13 protein-coding genes, 2 pseudogenes and 1 riboswitch are annotated in these 18,393 nt (G+C 47.7%); of the genes and pseudogenes, 2 read left to right on the top strand and 13 right to left on the bottom strand.

The window, feature by feature from the left end:
* Positions 1-41: 41 nt before the first annotated feature.
* Together ABDB98_RS02225 and ABDB98_RS02220 are read right to left on the bottom strand one after the other, a co-directional pair.
* Positions 42-809, bottom strand: coding sequence for a septation ring formation regulator EzrA (locus tag ABDB98_RS02225; RefSeq protein ID WP_080130846.1), 768 nt, complete (start codon positions 807-809; stop codon positions 42-44).
* 416 nt (positions 810-1,225) lie between these two features.
* A pseudogene (locus tag ABDB98_RS02220) lies at positions 1,226-1,470 on the bottom strand (N-acetylmuramoyl-L-alanine amidase); the annotation flags it as partial.
* A 571-nt stretch (positions 1,471-2,041) separates the two neighbouring features.
* Between ABDB98_RS02220 and ABDB98_RS02215 the strand changes: the two are divergent.
* Positions 2,042-2,479 carry a GNAT family N-acetyltransferase gene (locus tag ABDB98_RS02215; protein ID WP_438421226.1) on the top strand — a complete coding sequence of 146 codons (438 nt, stop codon included), beginning with the start codon at positions 2,042-2,044 and terminating at the stop codon, positions 2,477-2,479.
* Between the two features lie 120 nt (positions 2,480-2,599).
* Here the strand turns inward: ABDB98_RS02215 and ABDB98_RS02210 are convergent, their stop codons facing one another.
* The 10 genes and pseudogenes from ABDB98_RS02210 to ABDB98_RS02165 all read right to left on the bottom strand — a co-directional run bounded on the left by ABDB98_RS02210 (position 2,600) and on the right by ABDB98_RS02165 (position 17,066).
* The gene (locus ABDB98_RS02210) at positions 2,600-4,321 is read right to left on the bottom strand and encodes a pyruvate oxidase (protein WP_438421225.1); all 1,722 of its coding nucleotides are present in this window, start codon (positions 4,319-4,321) and stop codon (positions 2,600-2,602) included.
* 58 nt (positions 4,322-4,379) lie between these two features.
* Positions 4,380-4,825: pseudogene (locus ABDB98_RS02205) on the bottom strand (NUDIX hydrolase).
* 53 nt (positions 4,826-4,878) lie between these two features.
* Positions 4,879-6,699, bottom strand: a complete 1,821-nt coding sequence (locus ABDB98_RS02200) for an APC family permease (protein ID WP_049627912.1) — start codon at positions 6,697-6,699, stop codon at positions 4,879-4,881.
* A 156-nt stretch (positions 6,700-6,855) separates the two neighbouring features.
* A riboswitch (cyclic di-AMP (ydaO/yuaA leader) is annotated at positions 6,856-7,002 on the bottom strand.
* 134 nt (positions 7,003-7,136) lie between these two features.
* Positions 7,137-9,254 carry a cellulose biosynthesis cyclic di-GMP-binding regulatory protein BcsB gene (locus tag ABDB98_RS02195; protein ID WP_438421224.1) on the bottom strand — a complete coding sequence of 706 codons (2,118 nt, stop codon included), beginning with the start codon at positions 9,252-9,254 and terminating at the stop codon, positions 7,137-7,139.
* Positions 9,255-9,259: 5 nt separating this feature from the next.
* On the bottom strand, positions 9,260-10,522 hold the full coding sequence (locus ABDB98_RS02190; protein ID WP_438421223.1) for a glycosyltransferase family 2 protein: 1,263 nt from the start codon (positions 10,520-10,522) through the stop codon (positions 9,260-9,262).
* Positions 10,515-12,242 carry a DUF2334 domain-containing protein gene (locus ABDB98_RS02185; protein ID WP_438421222.1) on the bottom strand — a complete coding sequence of 576 codons (1,728 nt, stop codon included), beginning with the start codon at positions 12,240-12,242 and terminating at the stop codon, positions 10,515-10,517. Before ABDB98_RS02185 ends, ABDB98_RS02190 begins: the two co-directional genes overlap by 8 nt.
* Complete coding sequence (locus tag ABDB98_RS02180; protein WP_188154764.1) at positions 12,232-13,080, bottom strand: diguanylate cyclase domain-containing protein; 849 nt, start codon at positions 13,078-13,080, stop codon at positions 12,232-12,234. Before ABDB98_RS02180 ends, ABDB98_RS02185 begins: the two co-directional genes overlap by 11 nt.
* The gene (locus ABDB98_RS02175) at positions 13,061-14,146 is read right to left on the bottom strand and encodes a lipoprotein YdaJ (protein WP_438421221.1); all 1,086 of its coding nucleotides are present in this window, start codon (positions 14,144-14,146) and stop codon (positions 13,061-13,063) included. Before ABDB98_RS02175 ends, ABDB98_RS02180 begins: the two co-directional genes overlap by 20 nt.
* 234 nt (positions 14,147-14,380) lie before the next feature.
* The gene (locus ABDB98_RS02170; RefSeq protein ID WP_438421220.1) at positions 14,381-16,567 is read right to left on the bottom strand and encodes a DNA topoisomerase III; all 2,187 of its coding nucleotides are present in this window, start codon (positions 16,565-16,567) and stop codon (positions 14,381-14,383) included.
* Positions 16,568-16,631: 64 nt separating this feature from the next.
* Positions 16,632-17,066, bottom strand: a complete 435-nt coding sequence (locus tag ABDB98_RS02165) for an Lrp/AsnC family transcriptional regulator (protein ID WP_438421219.1) — start codon at positions 17,064-17,066, stop codon at positions 16,632-16,634.
* A 176-nt stretch (positions 17,067-17,242) separates the two neighbouring features.
* Here ABDB98_RS02165 and ABDB98_RS02160 point away from each other — a divergent pair, with 176 nt between their 5' ends.
* Positions 17,243-17,533, top strand: coding sequence for a DUF3817 domain-containing protein (locus tag ABDB98_RS02160; protein ID WP_013351048.1), 291 nt, complete (start codon positions 17,243-17,245; stop codon positions 17,531-17,533).
* Between the two features lie 38 nt (positions 17,534-17,571).
* On the opposite strand, the gene ABDB98_RS02155 is transcribed toward ABDB98_RS02160, so the two are convergent.
* Entirely contained in the window at positions 17,572-18,381 is an 810-nt protein-coding gene (locus ABDB98_RS02155) for a lipid II flippase Amj family protein (protein ID WP_060963577.1), read from the bottom strand.
* Between the last annotated feature and the right edge of the window lie 12 nt (positions 18,382-18,393).

The following is an 18,393-nucleotide window of genomic DNA, read 5'->3' as shown; positions in this document are numbered from 1 at the left end:
CAAAACAACCGGTGCAGCACCGATTGTTTTTGTCAATTTGTTTAACCCTTGTGATAAAAGATTGTTGTGTTATTGGATTTTACAAGCTCCATTGGTGTTACAACGCTGTCCCATTTGACATTGTCAATATCAATACCTTGGTTTTTCCAAGAACGCCAAGCTAATTGAGAACAATAAAATTTAGCAGTTGTCTTTTTATTTAAAAAGTTGAAATTATATTTCTTTTTATTATCTGCTTGCTTTTCCGCATATTTTGCAGCGTTTATATACTTATTGTTATTCGATCCTTTAACCCATAGACCATAAACTTTCTTTTTACTTCCCCAGTTATTATTATATCTGCGAACTCCATCTTGGTTTATAGGGCTCCAGCTTTTCGCCCATGCTTCAACTGTTTTTGATTTGTTAGTTGAAACAACCGCAGCATGTCCTACACCAATAGACCAACTTCCAGAATTAATTTCATAGCTTGTAAGAACATCACCTTTTGTACCTAACGCTTTTGCTGCAATTTGGTTCTTGGGCTGATATTCAGGCTCCTTGTATTTAGGAAGAACTTCATCAATTTGACCAGAGGCTTTCAATTCTTTGATTTCTTTTTGGGAATCCTTATACAAGTCTTCTGCATGTTCTTGTACATACGCATACTCTTCTTTACTCATTTCATAGAATTTCTGTACTTCCTCACTTGTCATGCCGGCATCTTTCATTTCCTGTATTTCCGTTTGGACTTTTTCATTAGTAAGTTGCGGAAATCCTTCAGCATGTGCACTTTTCCCAAACCCCAATCCTAAACCGGAAATCAACATAGTTGTAGAGAACATGGTGGTAAGTAAAAATTTACTCTTTTTCACATCAGCATCTTCCCATTGAATATATTTCCTTCTTTTCTAAGATATAGGATATAAATAAGGTTATAAACACCTTTTTTGAATTATTTAGGATATTTTAATCATTTCTATCCAGTGCATAATGACACAAAATCGGGATATGCAGTGCCAACTGAACTATAGGATTTGGGCTTTTCACAATGTTTATCAGGCAATGTGTTGTTTCACTATTTCTTCGTAAGGTTACCTTCAAATTTTATACAAGTTTACAAGTATTTGAAATACCTTTTCCAACAAACACATTCTACCATTGATGCGAACCACAATTCTAGATACTTCTTTATTTTTATGAAATATATAGAATTGTGGTACAGCCCATTAAAGGACTGTTTCATTTATTTCAGAAGAGACAACATTTTTGCTTTCGTTTTTGGCCCGTAAATGCATGCCGTCAGCAGAAAGACCCTACATGGACTAGAACCCGTTTTGACTGCATTTGCAGTCTTCGGTCCGTAATAGCTGTCTATTCCGTTGTTCTTTGCCTCTTTGTCCCGGGTAATAATAGAGAGCCGCCCATTCCCTTAGTTAAGGGGCTTGTCACTTTAAAAATACCTGACGGCAGCGTGTAAGATGATGTCTTTTTACCAAATGGAAAGCTGGGCGAGCCTGTCTGCTTTAATATTTGGCCAACTTTGATCAGGTTCGGATCCTTGATGCCATTCAAGCTTTGCAGAGTTGCCATGCTTACGCCTGACTTCTGTGCAATGACGATAATGTTCCGCCTTTTTTGATAGAGGGCTCACGGCGCTAATGTCAAACGCCCTGGTCCTTCAAAAGCTTTTTTATCAGCCATCGCTCTCTGTTACCGTTTCAGCAAATTTGAATACGATAGACTTCCTGTGTCCAAGCGGGCTTGAACTGCTGAGCACTTCCTTACTATGGAAGAGGTCAGTGAAACCTGATAAGAACTAATCATCTGAATCAATCAAGGCAGACAGTGAATACTGGCTGAAGCCTTTTTGCTTGGCCGTAAGTGATTTTTCCTGGACGTCGGCACATTTGAGTTAAGCGATTCATGAGAATGATTCCGCCTTCTTATTTTTTCTTAAACAACAAACCGGTTCAAAACCAATTTAAAGCATTGCATTATTTGGAATATTTGTGTAAGTTTTGTATAACAAAAATTAAAAAAAGAGTGAGGAGGGAAACATATGATCATCAGGAGCGCGGAACCTTATGATGTAAACCAATTGACCGGCTTAATGTACCTGTATATCGTGGATTTTTATCAAAGACCTAAACCACCGATTGAACATATACATCGTTTGATTGAAATGCTATTTGAAAAGGACAGAGGTATTCAATTCGTTGCTGAACAAGATGGGGAACTTATTGGCTTTGCAACATTATATTTTAGTTTTAGCACGACGAAAGCAGATAAAATAACAATAATGAATGATTTATTCGTGGCAGAAAAAGCAAGAGGCACAGGAGCAGCCCAAGAACTGTTTAAAAGTTGTGAGGCATTTACAAAAGAAAACGGATATGCGCATATGTCATGGATAACAGCAACTGATAATTACCGTGCACAAAAGTTCTATGAAAAGATGGGCGGCTCCCTTGGAAATTGGCTGACCTATTCCATTTAACCCGGGATAACCTTTTTGAAGAAAAATGATATCAATAGAAGAGCCTATATGCAAACAAGCTGCACGGCAAATAAAAATAAACAGGCATGCTGCCTGTTTATTTTTTATAAGCGCCGCTTTTTAAAACAGCCGTTTCAAGCTTTTCTTGAGCGACGGCATTTCGATTTTTTGGTTTTCAAAGAAGTTTTTCAGCATGTATTTGCTGAAGCCTTTCGCTTGGCCGTAAGTGATTTTTCCCGGAAGCGGCGGCTCGTCGCCGATGACGGCGTCAATGACGACCGGTTCATTTGAGTTGAGCGCTTCATGAAAAGCGGGAGCCAATTCTTCGTGTTTCGTCACTTTGATCCCTTTTGCCCCGCAGCTTTTTGCAAAAGCGGCATAATCAACATTTTGCAGCTGGGTGACGTAGTCAATGTTGCCTTTGACTCGCTGTTCATATTCAATCATGCCTAAATTTTCGTTGTTTAAAATGACAACTGTAATCGGCAGTTTATATTTAACAGCCGTCGGCAGATCCTGCATGACCATTGAAAATCCGCCGTCTCCGCAAATGGCGATGGACTGCCGCTCAGGTTCGGCAAGGCTTGCGGCAATCGCTCCCGGAAGCCCGCATCCCATCGTGGCGAGCCAGCTTGAGACGATAAAGTCCTGCTTTTTCATTTTAAAATGGCGGGCCATCCATACCGTAACTGTTCCGACATCCACTGACAGGACGGCATCCTCTGCGGCCGCCTCCTGGAGCCTGGCGATGACCTGCTGCGGCTTGAGCGGATGAGTCGCCTCGGTTTCATCTTTTTCGATTTCCTTCCACCAATGCTTCATGTGCTCGATGCAGGCGTCTAAAAATCTTCTGTCTTCTTTATATTCAATGTAATCCGTCAGCTCTTTCAGGCCCAGAGCCGCATCACTGACGATTCCCGCATTTACGGGATAACGCTTGCCGATTTTGGCCGGATCCGAATCAAGCTGGATGGCAGGCGTATCCTCCGGGAGATAATCCCTGTATGGGAACGATGTGCCGAGCATGATCAGCAGATCGCATTCCTCCATCGCTTCGTAGGCGGGCTTTGTGCCGATTTGCCCGAGATTTCCGAGAAAATGGGGATGGCTGTCAGGTATGACGCCTTTTGCCGGCAGGGTAATAACAATCGGAGCGGCCGCTTTATCGGCGAATGCGAGCAGCTCCTCTTTTGCTGACTTTAACCCTTGGCCGGCGAGAATGACCGGTTTTTTTGCGTTGTTAATATATTGTGCGCACGTCACGAGATGTTCTTTTTTCGGCTCGATATCGGCTTTTAAATATATCGGCGACGTGTAGACCGGCTCCCGTTTGATTTTTTGCGCAAATAAATCATCAGATACGGTTAAGACGGCAACGCCTTTTTTGCTGTAGGCCGTACGGATCGCCTGGTTCAGAAGATCGGGCAGCGCTTCTGCTGTATGTACTTGCTGATTGAATACCGCCACGTCCTCAAACATTTGCTCTAATTTGATTTCCTGAAAGCTGTCACGGCCGATTTCATCTGAGGCAACCTGTCCCGCAATCGCCAAAACCGGAACACCGTCCGCTTTGGCGTCGTACAAACCGTTCAGCAGATGAACGGCTCCCGGCCCTGCGATTGAAAGGCAGACACCGATCTGCCCGGTCAGTTTTGCCTCAGCCGCGGCGGCCAGGGCTGCGACTTCCTCGTGCCTGGTTTGGATGAATGTCAGGTTGTTTCGTTCATGTCTCAATTCTTCGATAAATTCATTAATGCTGTCTCCGGGAATGCCGTATATATGTCCGACTCCCCATTGTTCAAGCAGCTCTGTCATTACGTGTCCTGCTGTTTTACTTGGCATACTGCATCCTCCTTTTACCTGTATTCATCCCCTTTTTAAAACGGGTTGAAACACGGGGCTATCTGCCTGACTTTTTTCTCAGCAGATCAAGGATGGATAACAGATGCCGGTCTTTCAGCGTTACCTTTATATTTGCCGCACCATTGATTCCGTCTTTTACTTGGCGTTTCCTGTTCGGCACCATGAACAGCGGCAGCCGGTTTGGGGGAAACCAGCGTAATGCGGCGGTTTCCGGCCCGTTCATCAGCGGGGTTCCGCCAGTAACGGCTCCGATGAACACGTGCTGTGTATCTTCAAATGCAGGCCTTTCATACTCACCGGATTTTTGCCGGATGGTCACGTTATAACCGGCTTCTTCGAAGGCCTCTCTGGGGCTGCAGCTTCAGGTGTTTCACCTTCTGCGATCCCGCCGCCGGGCAAATCCCATAAGGGAACGTCTTTTCGTTTTACGAGCCATATGTCCCGCCCGTCATTTTGAATAATGACAAAAGCGCCTTGAGCCATGTCGTCCTCCTTTACAAAAAAGACCGCGGCACTAAGGCCTGCGGTCTTTACCGTTACTTTTTAAAATGATACGGCAGTGTGGCGACGATTATGTCCTTCTTCCAAAACAGCCGGACGCGGAGCAAGAAGGCTGATTGGTTGTGAAGGATGGTCTGCCAGCGTTTTTTTGTAATGAATTGCGGAAACAGCACCATCACGGAGAACTGTTCTTTTTTCGCTTTTTGTTCGACCGTTTCTAAAAACTTATCAAACGGGTGAACCAGACTGCGGTATGAGGAATGCAGGGTGACGAGGCGGACGCCGTTATGAAGCTCTTCCCAGCGCTTTTCCACCTTCTTTTCGTTTTCCCTGTCAAAGGAAACATGAACCGCAATGACCTGATCCGATAATGATTTCGCATACTGAATCGATTTTTGGACGACCGTGGTGACACCGGCGACAGGCACGATGACGACGGTTCCCTTAATTTCCTCAGGCTGCTGATCAACGACCCGCAGCTGTTCGCCGACCGCGGTGTAGTGATTTTTAATAACGAAAAACAAAAAGACGACAGCCGGCATGAATAACAGCACGGGCCAGACAAGATTGAATTTTGTCGCGAATAAAATGCACAGCACCATAAATGAAATGGCGGCGCCGCATGAGTTGATCAGCATTTTTACAGCCCAGCCCTTCGGCTTCTGCCTGATCCACTTGATGCACATTCCCGTCTGCGACAGCGTAAACGGAATGAACACGCCGACGGCATAAAGCGGAATGAGATGTTCCGTGCGGCCGCCGAATAAAAGAATAAGCAGGATGGACGCGATACCGAGAAAGATAATTCCGTTTGAAAAACCTAACCGGTCGCCGCGAACCGTAAACATTCTCGGCATATACTGATCGCGCGCTAAATTAAACGCCAGCTGCGGAAATGCGGAAAAGCCCGTATTCGCCGCAAGCACGAGAATCAGTGATGTAACGCCTTGAATGAAATAATACACCGTATGGCGTCCGAAGGTTTCCGCGGCGATTTGCGAAATAACGGTCTCGTTAGGCTTCGGACCCGTGCCGTAGCCGTACGCCAGCACCGTAATCCCCGTAAATAAGATCGCCAGCAGAATCCCCATCATGGCCAGAGTGCGGGCCGCGTTTTTCGCCGGAGGATTTTTAAAGGCCGGGATCGCGTTTGAAATGGCTTCAACACCGGTCAGCGCCGAACACCCTGAAGAAAAGGCCTTCAGCAGCAAAAACAGCGTGATGCCCGCTACGGGCGTGCCGATCGGTGTATGCTCGGCCGGATGAACCTGGCCCGTCATGAGCTTAAACAGCCCGACGACGATCAAAAGGACAAGCGCCGCCACAAACAGATAGACGGGATACGCCAAAATGGACGCCGACTCTGACAGCCCTCTCAAATTTAAAATCATAATCAGAATCACAAGCAAAACAGCAATGAGCAAATGATGCGGGTGCAAAGCCGGAAATGCCGATGTAATGGCGTCAGTTCCGGCAGAGATGCTTACCGCCACCGTCAGAATATAATCAACAAGCAATGAGCCGCCCGCAATCAGTCCGGGCTTCTCACCAAGATTTTCTTTAGAAACCATATAAGCGCCTCCGCCTTGCGGATAAGCGTAAATAATCTGTCTGTAGGACAGAATCAAAGCTAGCAGCAAAATAAGAACGCCGGCTGCGATCGGAATGGAATACCAAAACGCGGCCGCGCTTACCGCAGCCAAAATGATCAGAATCTGTTCCGTTCCGTAAGCAACTGATGAAAGCGCGTCTGAAGAAAGCATGGCAAGCGCCTTGAGTTTCGTCAGTTTCTGCTCTCCGGCAGCCTGTGATTTCAGCGGTTTCCCAATCAAAAATCTTTTGATTGAATGATACATTTGTTGTCTTCCCCTTTTTTTCATTTTCCGTTTGATTTACAAGCCCTTACTGCTATGATGTCTCCGAATGCTGATTGCATGCCTTATTTCAGGACAGCAAAAAGACACAGAGGCAAACGGATGCCCCTGCGCCATAATCGTGCACAGGTTTCATTCATCTCCTCTCATGAACGCTTACGAGGTTAGCTGTCGGATTCGGGCTTATGAGAGTTGGCCCTACCTGAAAAAGGATTCACCCCAAGCGGCATGACGCGCCGCAAATTGGTTCCCCCGCTCTGGATACAGATTAAGCGATATAGATTATAAAAGAGATCATACTCCCGTCCCGTCCGGTTGTAAAGGGGCTTTTATGCTGTTTCAAAAATAAAAAAATTATCGCCAAAAATGGAAATAAAAATACAAAAAAAGAGGCCTGTTAACGGCCTCTTTTGCTTTCATTACTCTTCACTTTTTTCATTATCCGCTTTTCTTTTTTTCCTTCTTGCCGTCAGCCAGATCAGGCCGGCCGCAATGATCATAAGCGCTGCGAAAACAGCGATATACGTGACGTTCAGTGCTGCGGAACGGCTTTTCGTATCAGCCGATGGACTGCTGTCATCGGATTTGATTTGCTGATGGTTTGAAAACAGCTGCCGGCCGGCCGTTTCATTGACGACGGTTGCGGCGTCGCTTGTGCTGTCTAAAAAGCTGATCAGCTCTTTTGTGACAGCCGCGCCGCTTCCTGATAACGGAGCAAAAACAGCAATAGTGCGGTCTGAGTCCCAAGGTGATTTCTGTGTAAACGCGACTTGTTTCGTCGTCTCATTCAGCATCTGAAACGAAGAAACATCGTAAGCGCCGCTGCGGTCTGACGGCACGAGAAGCTTAGAAGCGTTTGACTTTAAAAGCGGAATTTGCGCCAGACTTCCGATAAACACAACATTCCGGCCTTTGGCGTCTGCTTCCTTCATGTCTGATGCCGTCTTCACGGTAAATGACTGCCGGGCGCCGTTTCCGAATGAATCGGCCACTAAAGAAAGCTCTTTAAGTGTCTGCATAGTCACGTCATCCGGGATGACGATCACAGTTTTCTTATTCACGCTACCCGCAAACGGGAGCGGCCATTGCCCGAAATCCGCTTTCTGCGCCGCATCGCTTACCGGATACGTCAGCGTGCTGCTTTTATCAATATAGACCCATTTGTTTTCGTCACGGTCGATACACGGATTGTTATGTTTCAAACCTGAGGTGACAAATTGCAGATCAATGTATCTGCTGCTGCGCAAAAGCTTCGGATCGATCGGGATGGAGACGTGGTAAAAGCCGTCTTTATCCTTATTGCCGAGATCATCAAGACGCACCGCATTCGGCTGTCCGTTGACCATGACGTTCAGTTCCGCTCTCTCGTCGTCATCACCAGAATCCGCCTTTGTCCGGACCGCTTCCGACGTCTTTAATGTAAGCGAAAACTTGACCTTCCCGTCTTTATCAACAGCGGCCGCCGCAGGGTAAAAGAAATGCTCTGACGCCGTTTTGTTTGATCCGACCGTTACATTTCCCGCGCCGAAATCGTCTAAAGTCAGTTTATTGCCTGTCTTTTCAGCAGCGGGCTGAAGACGGCCGATCATCAGTGAGTCGCCGCTCAGCTGGCCTGAATAAGCGCTGTCTGTCATGACGCGGATTTTTTCTGCCAGTGTTTTGTCTGATTGTGCCGTGACAAACAGGACGGGCTGCCGTTTATCTCCGGCGGTCAGCACCCGTTCAGCGAGAAGGAGTTTGTTGTGTTCTGCTTTGATGTTCCCGCGATCGAAAAGCTCTTTTATTTTGCCGTTCCAATGCTGCCCGGCGCCGATGACAATTGACGGATTGCTGATTTTGCCGGCGGCGGATTCTTTTACGTATGACACTTTCAGCCTGCTGTCAGCCGTTTTCAGAAATCCTTCTGTTTTGACTGCGGCTTCAGCTTCAGCAGAGGTCGGTTTGTCAGGAAGGATAATATCGGTTTCTTCACCCGTATTGCCTGATTGAGCAAACGGATACGGGAAATGGCTCAGATCCGCTCCCTTTGACTTGCTTGCTTCTGAAAGCACGAGGCGGCTGTCGGGATAAATCTTTATCCAGTTCCCTGACGTATCCTGCCTGACGCAGACGCCCTCTTTTAATACGCCGTAAAATTGCAATGATACGTTGTGATAGCCTTGGGCGGCTTGGCTTTTGCTGAGATTGAGCTTTACTGTTTTCCGCTTGGAGCTGCCGTCAAGCTTGATGGATTTGACGGGTTCATTATCAATGGCAATCGTTAAAGAAGACGGAGCTATTAATAAGTTTGACGCCTCGTAATCAATCAGGAGTGACTGATTGGCATTCGAAGCTCCCGCAGGAATCTGATAAGTCAGCTCCGAGCTGTCTTTCGCCCCGTAAAGAGTGATCAGATCGCCCGTCAGCGCCTGCTGCTCTTTTGCGCCGGCGCTTGTTCTGAGGGCGGAACCGTCCGTTTTCAGTTCCTGGGCCGCGGCCGTCTGCCCGTTATATATCAGCAGCAAAAGGCCGGTTATCAATATGATCGCTTTTTTCAAAAAGGTCACCCGCTTTTATTTTGATTGTATCGCTCCGTTTTGTACCACTTGACTTCCTGCTTGAACAAGCGGTGCTTGATCTCTGTGAATAATGACCAGATGACGAGCACGATCCAAGCCTGGGAGTATGTGAAGTACATGAGAAATACGATAAAGAAGTTTTGTTTGTTCATTTCTGTTTTTTCAATGCTTAAGGTAATCATGACCTCGGTCATAAACAGGAAAAAGGCCAGTATCCATAAAATCATCGCCAAAAATCCGACTGCCAGATGCAGGTCGTAAAAAAGATTGATAATAAAAATCGTGTTTGACATGATCACACCGAAGAAAAACAAAAAATACGTAAAAAAGAAATAAAACAGATCGAAGATGATCCGCTTGCGTTTCAGCTTAAAAAATTGGGATAAAAACTTGAGAACGACGTATTGATTGCCGCGCGCCCATCTTGTCCGCTGGCGCCACCAGACCTTCCATGTCTCAGGCTCCTGCTCCCATGTCACAGCCGCCGGGAAAAAGCGGATATGGTACCCGAGATTATAGACGCGGATCGTCAGCTCTGTATCCTCCGCCAGCGCCTTATCATCCCAGCCGCCGAGCCGTTCGATAATGCTCCGCCTGATCGCAAAGTTCGTTCCCGGGATGGTGGCGATTTTGAACCATTTCCATCTGCCGCCCTGCGCCATCCATTGAAAGCAGATGGTTTCAATATTGATAAACTTCGTCAGGAGCGTTTTGGCCGCGTTGATGACACGGAATTTCCCGACAACCGCTCCTGCTTTCTCATCATTCATCAGACCGAGAACCAGGTAGTACACCGCCATTTTTTCCGGCGTATTGTCCGCATCATATACGCAGATCACGTCTCCGTTCGATTCGGCAAACCCTGAGTTCAGCGCCGAGGATTTTCCTTTTCCGGCGTTCGGGGGCTTTGTGACAACCATTTTAATGAAATCATACTGACGGGAAAATTCCTTGACGATGTCTCCCGTCCGATCGGAGGAATTATCGTTAACGACGATGATCTCAAGCCTGTCTTTCGGATAATACAGATTCACCATCGCCTTCAGCGTCTGCCTGATGACGACTTCCTCATTATGCGCGGGAATCAGGACGCTGACCTTCGGGAGCTCCCCCGCCTTTGCGCGCCATTTCGGAATGTTTTGTTCGAAGGTCATATAATGCCTGAATCCGCCCTGCATCAGAAACATGTGATAGAGAAGCATCACCCATATTAAACTTAATGAGATAAAAAACAGAATGTTACTCAAGGGTTCTTCTCTCCTTAAAGATTCGTTTTTTTAATGTGGCGCGCAAATAAAGGACGTAGCATGCGAACATGATGATAAACAATAACACCACGCCGGAGAGAATCCAAAGCGCTTTTTCCAGAGGCGTCTGCTGGTGGTGATTGAAAAAGGATGTTATCGGATGAATCTTGTTTTCCACATGAATGGTTCCGTCTCCGTCCGTTTTGATTCTGACGCTGTCCGACGTTACCGTCTGCTTCGTTTTCTTCAGATCGAGCCACTCTCCGCCGGGGATTCTTTCCATCTGATTGACGAGCTCGGGGAGGTATTTCATGCCGAGATACGGATGGTAGAAACCTCCCGCCACTCCGCCGCCGAAGTCAATCATCTGCGAGATATGATCCTCCATATCTCCGAGCGGATTTTCTTTTGAGTTATCGGCATAACCGATGGTTTCAGGGTACAGCGTCATCCCGTCCAGCATAGCCGGCTTTGAGACGAACGGAGGGGCGCCCGAGGTTTTCCACGTCGCACCGCTGAGCTGCACTTGCCCGAAAATGCTGGAGAAATAAGAAGATGCGATTGTGTAGCCTTCTTCAGACATGGTATAGTGCGGCGCTTCGAATGACAGCGGATAAAGACCGAGCTCTGTCAGGTCATCAATCGCCTGCTCCAGCTTCGTTCTCGTGTAGATTTTCTCTTTTTCACGGAAAGGCTTCACATACGCCCGGTACGCTTTTTCATTCGGAAAATCCTGTTCCTTTTCAAGTTTGACCGGAGCATCGTCCGCATTTTCTGACGTAATCGGCTGATCCGCTTTGGCATCCCAAAATTCAAAGCCTTCTCCCGTTTCGCTGTACCGGTATGCGTGCGTATAGCCGTGGATAATGATGCTGCCGCCCATTTGCTGAAGTTTTTTCAGGACGCTGACCATTTTCGGCTTGTCCGCCAGATATACTTTTTCTCCGTTTTCCGGATTGAGGTAGACGGGAATCACCGCCAGAATAAACGGTATGTGTCGTTTATGCAGGTAAGCGCCCGCTTCGTAAAGCAATGTTTCATCGGACATCGGGCTGATGTCTTCAAGCCGCAAATAAAGGAGAGTGCCGCCCTCTGATTCTCCAAACGCCTTGCGCAGTTCTTTCGCCGTCAGAAACGAATCATTTAACAGACTGGTCACACCGAAATAATAGTCAGAGCGCGCCGTTTTCCACATAAAAGGGCGGGTGCTGCCGTCACCGGACCGGTATGTATAAAGGGGCTCCCCTTTTACTCCCGCTGCACCGAGCACGGACATTCCTTTTTCAAGCGGCATGTCTGTTTTTTCTTTCTTACTGTAAATGCGGTATACCGTTTCTTTTTCTGTGAGGGACAACCCCGCAAATCGGTTGAATTGGCCGGCGTTATAGCCGATGCTGATAAGCTGCTGCGGCATGCTGCCGATCAGCGACACAAATGGTTTGCTGAGCTTTTTCTTCGTGACGCCGTAATAGATGACGCGCCGATTCTTTTTGAGGTCGGCGGCTGTGATATCTCCGTCGCTTTTCACGGTCACGGCGGATGAGAAATGGCCCGCGATCAAATCAAGCATTTTGACTTCAGCGGTTTCTTCGCCGTCCGCGCTTGTATAAATAATGAGAATGCCGTCCTTTTTGTCTGTTGCTCCCGCCGTACAGGGAATATAGACCGCCGTAATCATGAAGAGCGCCGAGAGTAAGAGACGTATCCATTTAGAGTTCATTCATCATCATCTCGTTTTCCAGTTCATTTAAGAATTGATCGGCTGTCTGTAAATCTTTTCGGTACGCCAAGTAACATACACGGAAGGTGATGGAGACGTATTTACCGTTTTGCAGCCGGTACGTATCCAATTCCTTTTTCAGCTTCGCCAGAACGGCCGGCATGTTTTCTTCAGGCGTATGGGTCAGCACGATGCCGAACCGTTCGGCGGACGGCCTGAATTTTTTATCTGTTTCCCGTACGCTTGACCGGATTTGACGGCTGATAAATGCCAGCAGGCGGTCGGTCTCTTTTTCTCCGTAGAGAGATTTGAATTCCTTGAAATAATGCATGTGCAGCAGCAAAAAAACAAAGGAATTGCCGTAGCGTTCCGCCCGCTTGATTTCCTCAGACAGTTCCAGCTTCATCCGGAGATGGTTGTCAAAGCCCGTCACCCTGTCGACGGCGACAAAGCTCGTGATCTCTTCCCGCAGCTGCTTCACTGAGCGCTCAAGCCCCTTGGCCAAATCGTGTATTCTTCCCGATATGTAGGAAAAGACGAGCAGCGCAATCCCCCAAACGGCCAGCATCTGCAGACCTTCGGCACCGGCAGACGCCATAAAGCTTCCGGTCTGAAACCACAGGAGCAGGCTGCCGAGAACAAATAAGACGAGTAAGGTGATAACGAGCGCGTAGATCGCCCCGAACCATAAGCCGGCTCCCGCGACAAGCAATGTGATGCAGGTTATCAGAAGCCCTGCGGATTGCTGTGACACATAGTAAATAAAAAAAGACAGCAGCGCTAACATAACTGCTGTGTAGCTGCACAGTTTTTGTGATTCATTGAATGATATGTTCATTAAACAATTTCCTTTCAGCCAAAAGCGGCAGCAGGTTATCGAAAGAATGTGTATCGCTCCCGCTCATATAGCCGCCGTAATCAGGTTTCAGCGTGTCCAGCGTTTCAAATGAAGTCATTCTTTCATAAAGCGATCTGATGACAGCCGGATCAGCTTTTTGCTCTGTTAAAAAAAGAACGGCTAGAGCGTAAACGGACGGTGACTCGTATTGAACCGCCGGCTCCTTCGTGTCTGCGATGTACCGTCCGTACAGCTGTCCGCGCGACTTCCATTCTTCTATGATCCACTTTGACAGCGCGGCGGCTTTGTCATCGCCCCGCTTCAGATTCACGGCGGCATACAGCTGATCGATGACATTGACCTCGCTGTCATATTTGTATTCCTTAGTTTCGGTATTGAACGATTTCGGCAGAAAACCATTTTTCAGGGGCGCAAGATTGAGAACATCAAGGTTCCGGTTTTCCGTTTTCTCATCGATAATCCCCTGCTCTCTGAGCATCTGTAAGGCGCCGGGGCTGACATAGGACAACGTCACGGTCTTTGATGCGGCATTTGAAGCGGCATCGTAATAATCCGTAAAATACCCTTCATTCATATTGTATTTTTCCAGCGCCTTCCCGATCTGCACCGCTGTTTTCCCGTATTCACTGTTTCCCCACAGGGTTCCGGCCTCATTCAGACAGTTCATGATTCTGAAATCGTCAATCAAGGCATTGGTGCCGCTCGCTTTATTCCCTGCAATTTTCCACGACACGAGCCCGTTGTCCGTCAAAAATGAATCGGTAAGAAGCTGATATTGGGCTTGAAATTGCCGTTCATCTTTCCTGCCGAGCAAAAATTCCATCCATAGTCCGAGAGACTCAGATAAATATTCCGGCTCACCGGATATGTTCGTCCGGATCATCCCCCGCCCGTTCATCAATTTATGATAAATAAAATGCTCTGCGGGCTGAAGCGGTCCGGACGGTTCAGCAGCCGTCTGTTTTTCGGTGCCGGCCTCCGCGCATCCCGCCGTCAGCACGATTGAAATCAAAAGGATCATCAGACTAAAACCGAATCGCTTCACATACCATCCTCCTATTTTGTAATTCCTTTTTTATACCTATATCTTATTTTTCACAAAGCTATTTTTACTATATAAGAAACGATAAAAGAATACTAGCATATTTTCACATTGGGAAATTTTGAAATAGGGGTGCCGCCGATTCACCTTTTCCCTTTTTTGTTTGGATTTCATTCCCAATACAGTGAAAACACGACAAAAGGCAGCATTTCTTTACAAATGCTGCCTTTCTCTGATTTATTTATCCAGGCCGAGTTTTTTCAGCTGTTCTGCCAGCGCGTTGTTCATCGGCTCCTCTTTATTTTGGGTTTTCATATAAGAGTTGATGTCCCGCTTGGATGCGCGTCCGGATTTATCTTTCGCCTTGCGCTTTTCAAAGACGGACAGTTTCTCCCGGTGGCCGCATACACATGCGAAGGTTTGGCCTTCACCCTGGCCGCGAAGCTCCATTTTCTTATGGCAGTTCGGACAGCGGGCGTTGGTTTTTCTCGCCACCGTTTTTCGGCTGCCGCATTCCCGATCCTGACACACGAGCATCGTGCCGCGTTTGCCGTTGACTTTAAGCATCATCTTGCCGCAATCAGGGCAGGCGGTGCCTGAAATGTTGTCATGTCTGAAGGTTTGGCTGCTGTTTTTGATTTCCTTCACCGTGTTGTCCGCATATGTTTTCATGTCTTTAATAAACACGGCGGATTTCAGTTTGCCCGCTGCGATGGCGGAGAGCTTTTGCTCCCACTCGGCGGTTAACGCCGGCGATTTTAAATCTTCCGGGACGAGCTGTAAGAGCTGCTTCCCTTTTGACGTGATGAAAATATCTTTTTCTTTTTTCTCGATTAAGAAACTGTTGAACAGTTTTTCAATAATATCAGCGCGGGTGGCGACTGTTCCGAGTCCTCCGGTTTCACCCAATGTTTTCACAAGGTTCTTCTCTTCTCCCTGCATAAAGGCGCTTGGGTTCTCCATCGCGGATAACAGCGTGCCTTCATTAAAACGCGCCGGCGGTTTCGTCTGTCCGCTCGTTTCTTTCAGCGACGAGACGGACAGGCGCTGACCCTGCTGAAGGGCCGGGAGCGTCTGATCTTTGTCTTCCTCATGATCGTCGTCATCCTCGTACATATCGTACACGGCTTTCCAGCCCGGCGATTGAACGGTTTTCCCTTTTGCGGTAAATGTTTCGCCGCCGATATCGGCTGTGACCTTTGTTTCTTCGTATTCGAACGCCGGCATTAACACAGCGAGAAAACGTTTGGCGATCAGATCGTAAAGCTTGCGTTCTTTGTCGCTGAGGCTTGAAAGAATCAGCGGCTCCTCTGTCGGAATGATGGCATGGTGATCCGATACTTTCGCATCATTGACGAATCCTTTATGCGCTTTGACGCCGCGCTTCAGTATTTGATTGACGTATTGTGCGTACGGCTTGACTTCCATGCCGTTTAAACGGTCTTTTAAAGTCGGCACGATGTCGGCGGAAAGGAATCTGGAATCCGTCCTCGGGTACGTGACAAGCTTGTGCTGTTCATAAAGCTTTTGAAGCACGGACAGCGTCTCTTTTGCGGAAAAACCGAAGCGCTTATGAGCGTCCCGCTGCAATTCCGTCAAGTCGTAAAGACCGGGAGCGAAGCTTTTCTTCGCCGTTTTTTTCAATTCTGAAATGACTGCCGGCTTTCCTTGGAGATCTTTTGCCAAACGGCCGGTCACCGTCTGGTCGAACGTTCTTGTCTGCTTTGTTTTTTTATCCTGCCATGTCAGCGTCAACTGATCAGCAGCCGCGCGGAGACCATAATATGGGACGGGTGTGAACGCCTGAATGTCCGCTTCACGCTTGGCGATCATCGCCAGTGTCGGAGTCTGGACGCGTCCGCATGACAGCTGCGCGTTAAATTTTGTCGTCAGGGCGCGGGTCGCGTTGATGCCGACGATCCAATCTGCTTCCGCTCTGGCGACGGCGGAATGATACAGATTTTCGTACTCTTTGCCGCTGCGAAGCTTTTGGAATCCTTCTTTAATCGCCTTGTCTGTCACAGAGGAAATCCACAGCCGCTGAATCGGTTTGCGGACGTTTGCCTTTTCGATAATCCAGCGGGCCACAAGCTCCCCTTCCCGCCCTGCGTCTGTTGCGATTACGATCTGGCTGACGTCTTTCCGGACAAGCTGGGCTTTGACCGCATTGAACTGCTTTCCTGTTTTTTTGATGACGACGAGCTTCAAAGGCTCCGGAATAATCGGCAGATCCTCAAGCCGCCATGATTGATATTCTTTGCCGTACCCTTCAGGATCAGCGAGCGTTACCAAATGCCCGAGCGCCCATGTGACGATGTAGCGGTCGCCTTCAAGATATCCGTTTCCTTTTTTATGACACTTCAGAACGCGGGCCAAGTCCCGGCCGACTGAAGGTTTTTCAGCTAATACAACTGTTTTTGACATACTTTTTCACTTCTCTTTCTTTCACACTCATCCTGTTATTATAACAGACTTCCTCACGCTCTCTCTAATCGAGGACGTTTTTTGTGTCAATTTCTGAGAAAATGACATGGGTCACGGTTTGGGCATACGGAGAGGTGCGGTCGATGAAGTGTTCGATCGTTTCCAGGCTGTCCGCGTTCATCTTCAGCATATAACACGCCGCGCCGGCAATCCGAAAACAAAATTCAATGTTGGGAATGGATTGAATGTAGGTTTTAAATTGATCGTATTTTCCGTTTTTCACTGTCGCCTCGACAATACAGGAAACGGGAAGCCCGATCTTTTTTTGATCAACGTCCAACGTATAGCGCTTAATGACGCCGAAGGATTCAAGCTGCCTGACACGCTCTGTGACCGACGGGGCTGACAATTTGATTTTTCTGCCCAGCTCCCGCATGGACAGGCGGCTGTCCCGCTGCAGCTCTTTTATGATGCTCAGATCAACATTATCTAGTTTCATGACTGTAGTCCTTCCTTACCTTTTTGGCTATATTATCAAGAGAAATCCGAAAAATGACAAGAATAACAATCTGAAATGAGGAAGGTTTTTTCAGGAACAGACGCGAAATGGTCATATTAGGACTGCCCATTGCTTATAGTATAGAGGAAAAAAGATGTCTGACAGGAGGGAATTGTATGTTACACACGCCGATCGGCAGGCTTCGCACGATGGGTTTTATTGAAGGCATGTCGCTTTTGGTGCTGCTGTTTATCGCGATGCCGCTGAAGTATTGGGCTCATCATCCGCTCGCCGTCACCATTGCCGGCTCCATTCACGGCGGTTTGTTTATCATTTATTTGGCAGTGCTGGCGTATGCGGCGTTTACCGTCAAATGGCACGTGAAATGGTCAGCCGCCGGTTTTATCGCGGCCTTTATCCCATTCGGCAATTTTATTTATGATCGCGGCCTGAGAAATTATAAATGAAAAGCTCCTCTTTTTTGCAGAGGAGCTTTTTTTATGCGTTACATCCATTTCGTCACCCAGGCGATATAATAAGCGCCGGGGAGGAATACGAGCTGGGCGAGAAGCGTGCCCGCGACCCTTGAGGTCACCATCGTCAATGATGTCCATTTTAAGGAGACATAGCTGCGCTTGCCCTTCGCCACATCGTCTGCCAGTACGGATACTTTCGGATCAACAAACACGGCCAACAGCATGGTCGCAACCCCGTTGATTAAACCTGATGCCATCACCGCCGTCGTGCTGTGCTCAGGCGCCAGAAGGCCGGCGTACAGTGCGGACAGGACGCCGATCGTGTAAATGGACGTGATGACCATATTAATGACAAACAAGCGTTTCGGGATCATTCGGAATTGAAGCCCTTTTAAATAGGAGACGGACGGCAGTCTGATATAAGAACGCGCATGCTTCAGACCGTTCAGTGAAAACCCTTTTTTAAATACCTGCATGACGGAGCCTCCTCCGTCCGCCAAGTGTATAATCGCCCTGGTGAATAACGCGACGAATGTCGGCAAAAGACAGATGCCGAGTATCGTTCCGACCGTGGAGCCGAATATTAAAAACCGAAACTGAGCGCCCACAACAGATAGGGCGTTTGATCCGGCGGCATCAATCAGATGTCCGGTAAACGGCTGCTGGACCATGTTTGACATGCGCGACACGATGACCATGACATTAAATAATGACAGCGCGGACGCGATAAATCCGACTCTCGCGCCGGAAAGCCGTGTTGCATAAGCAAGCGTTTCAACCGAATGTATCAGCAGCAGAAAACAGAAGATAAACAGTACTTGTGAAGTAATAACATGCAATGTATGATTCCT

Origin of the sequence: Bacillus siamensis (assembly GCF_051628075.1) — a bacterium.
In the GTDB taxonomy this organism is placed as follows: Bacteria; Bacillota; Bacilli; order Bacillales; family Bacillaceae; genus Bacillus; species Bacillus siamensis.
This window is presented reverse-complemented; position numbering and strand designations above follow the sequence as displayed.

Excerpts from the sequence above, each read along its gene's own strand:
- ABDB98_RS02210 (WP_438421225.1), bottom strand. The coding sequence starts at position 4,321 with ATGCCAAGTAAAACAGCAGGACACGTAATGACAGAGCTGCTTGAACAA.
- ABDB98_RS02225 (WP_080130846.1), bottom strand. The coding sequence starts at position 809 with ATGTTGATTTCCGGTTTAGGATTGGGGTTTGGGAAAAGTGCACATGCT.
- ABDB98_RS02185 (WP_438421222.1), bottom strand. The coding sequence starts at position 12,242 with ATGAACTCTAAATGGATACGTCTCTTACTCTCGGCGCTCTTCATGATT.
- ABDB98_RS02160 (WP_013351048.1), top strand. The coding sequence starts at position 17,243 with ATGTTACACACGCCGATCGGCAGGCTTCGCACGATGGGTTTTATTGAA.
- ABDB98_RS02180 (WP_188154764.1), bottom strand. The coding sequence starts at position 13,080 with ATGAACATATCATTCAATGAATCACAAAAACTGTGCAGCTACACAGCA.
- ABDB98_RS02200 (WP_049627912.1), bottom strand. The coding sequence starts at position 6,699 with ATGTATCATTCAATCAAAAGATTTTTGATTGGGAAACCGCTGAAATCA.
- ABDB98_RS02170 (WP_438421220.1), bottom strand. The coding sequence starts at position 16,567 with ATGTCAAAAACAGTTGTATTAGCTGAAAAACCTTCAGTCGGCCGGGAC.
- ABDB98_RS02165 (WP_438421219.1), bottom strand. The coding sequence starts at position 17,066 with ATGAAACTAGATAATGTTGATCTGAGCATCATAAAAGAGCTGCAGCGG.
- ABDB98_RS02215 (WP_438421226.1), top strand. The coding sequence starts at position 2,042 with ATGATCATCAGGAGCGCGGAACCTTATGATGTAAACCAATTGACCGGC.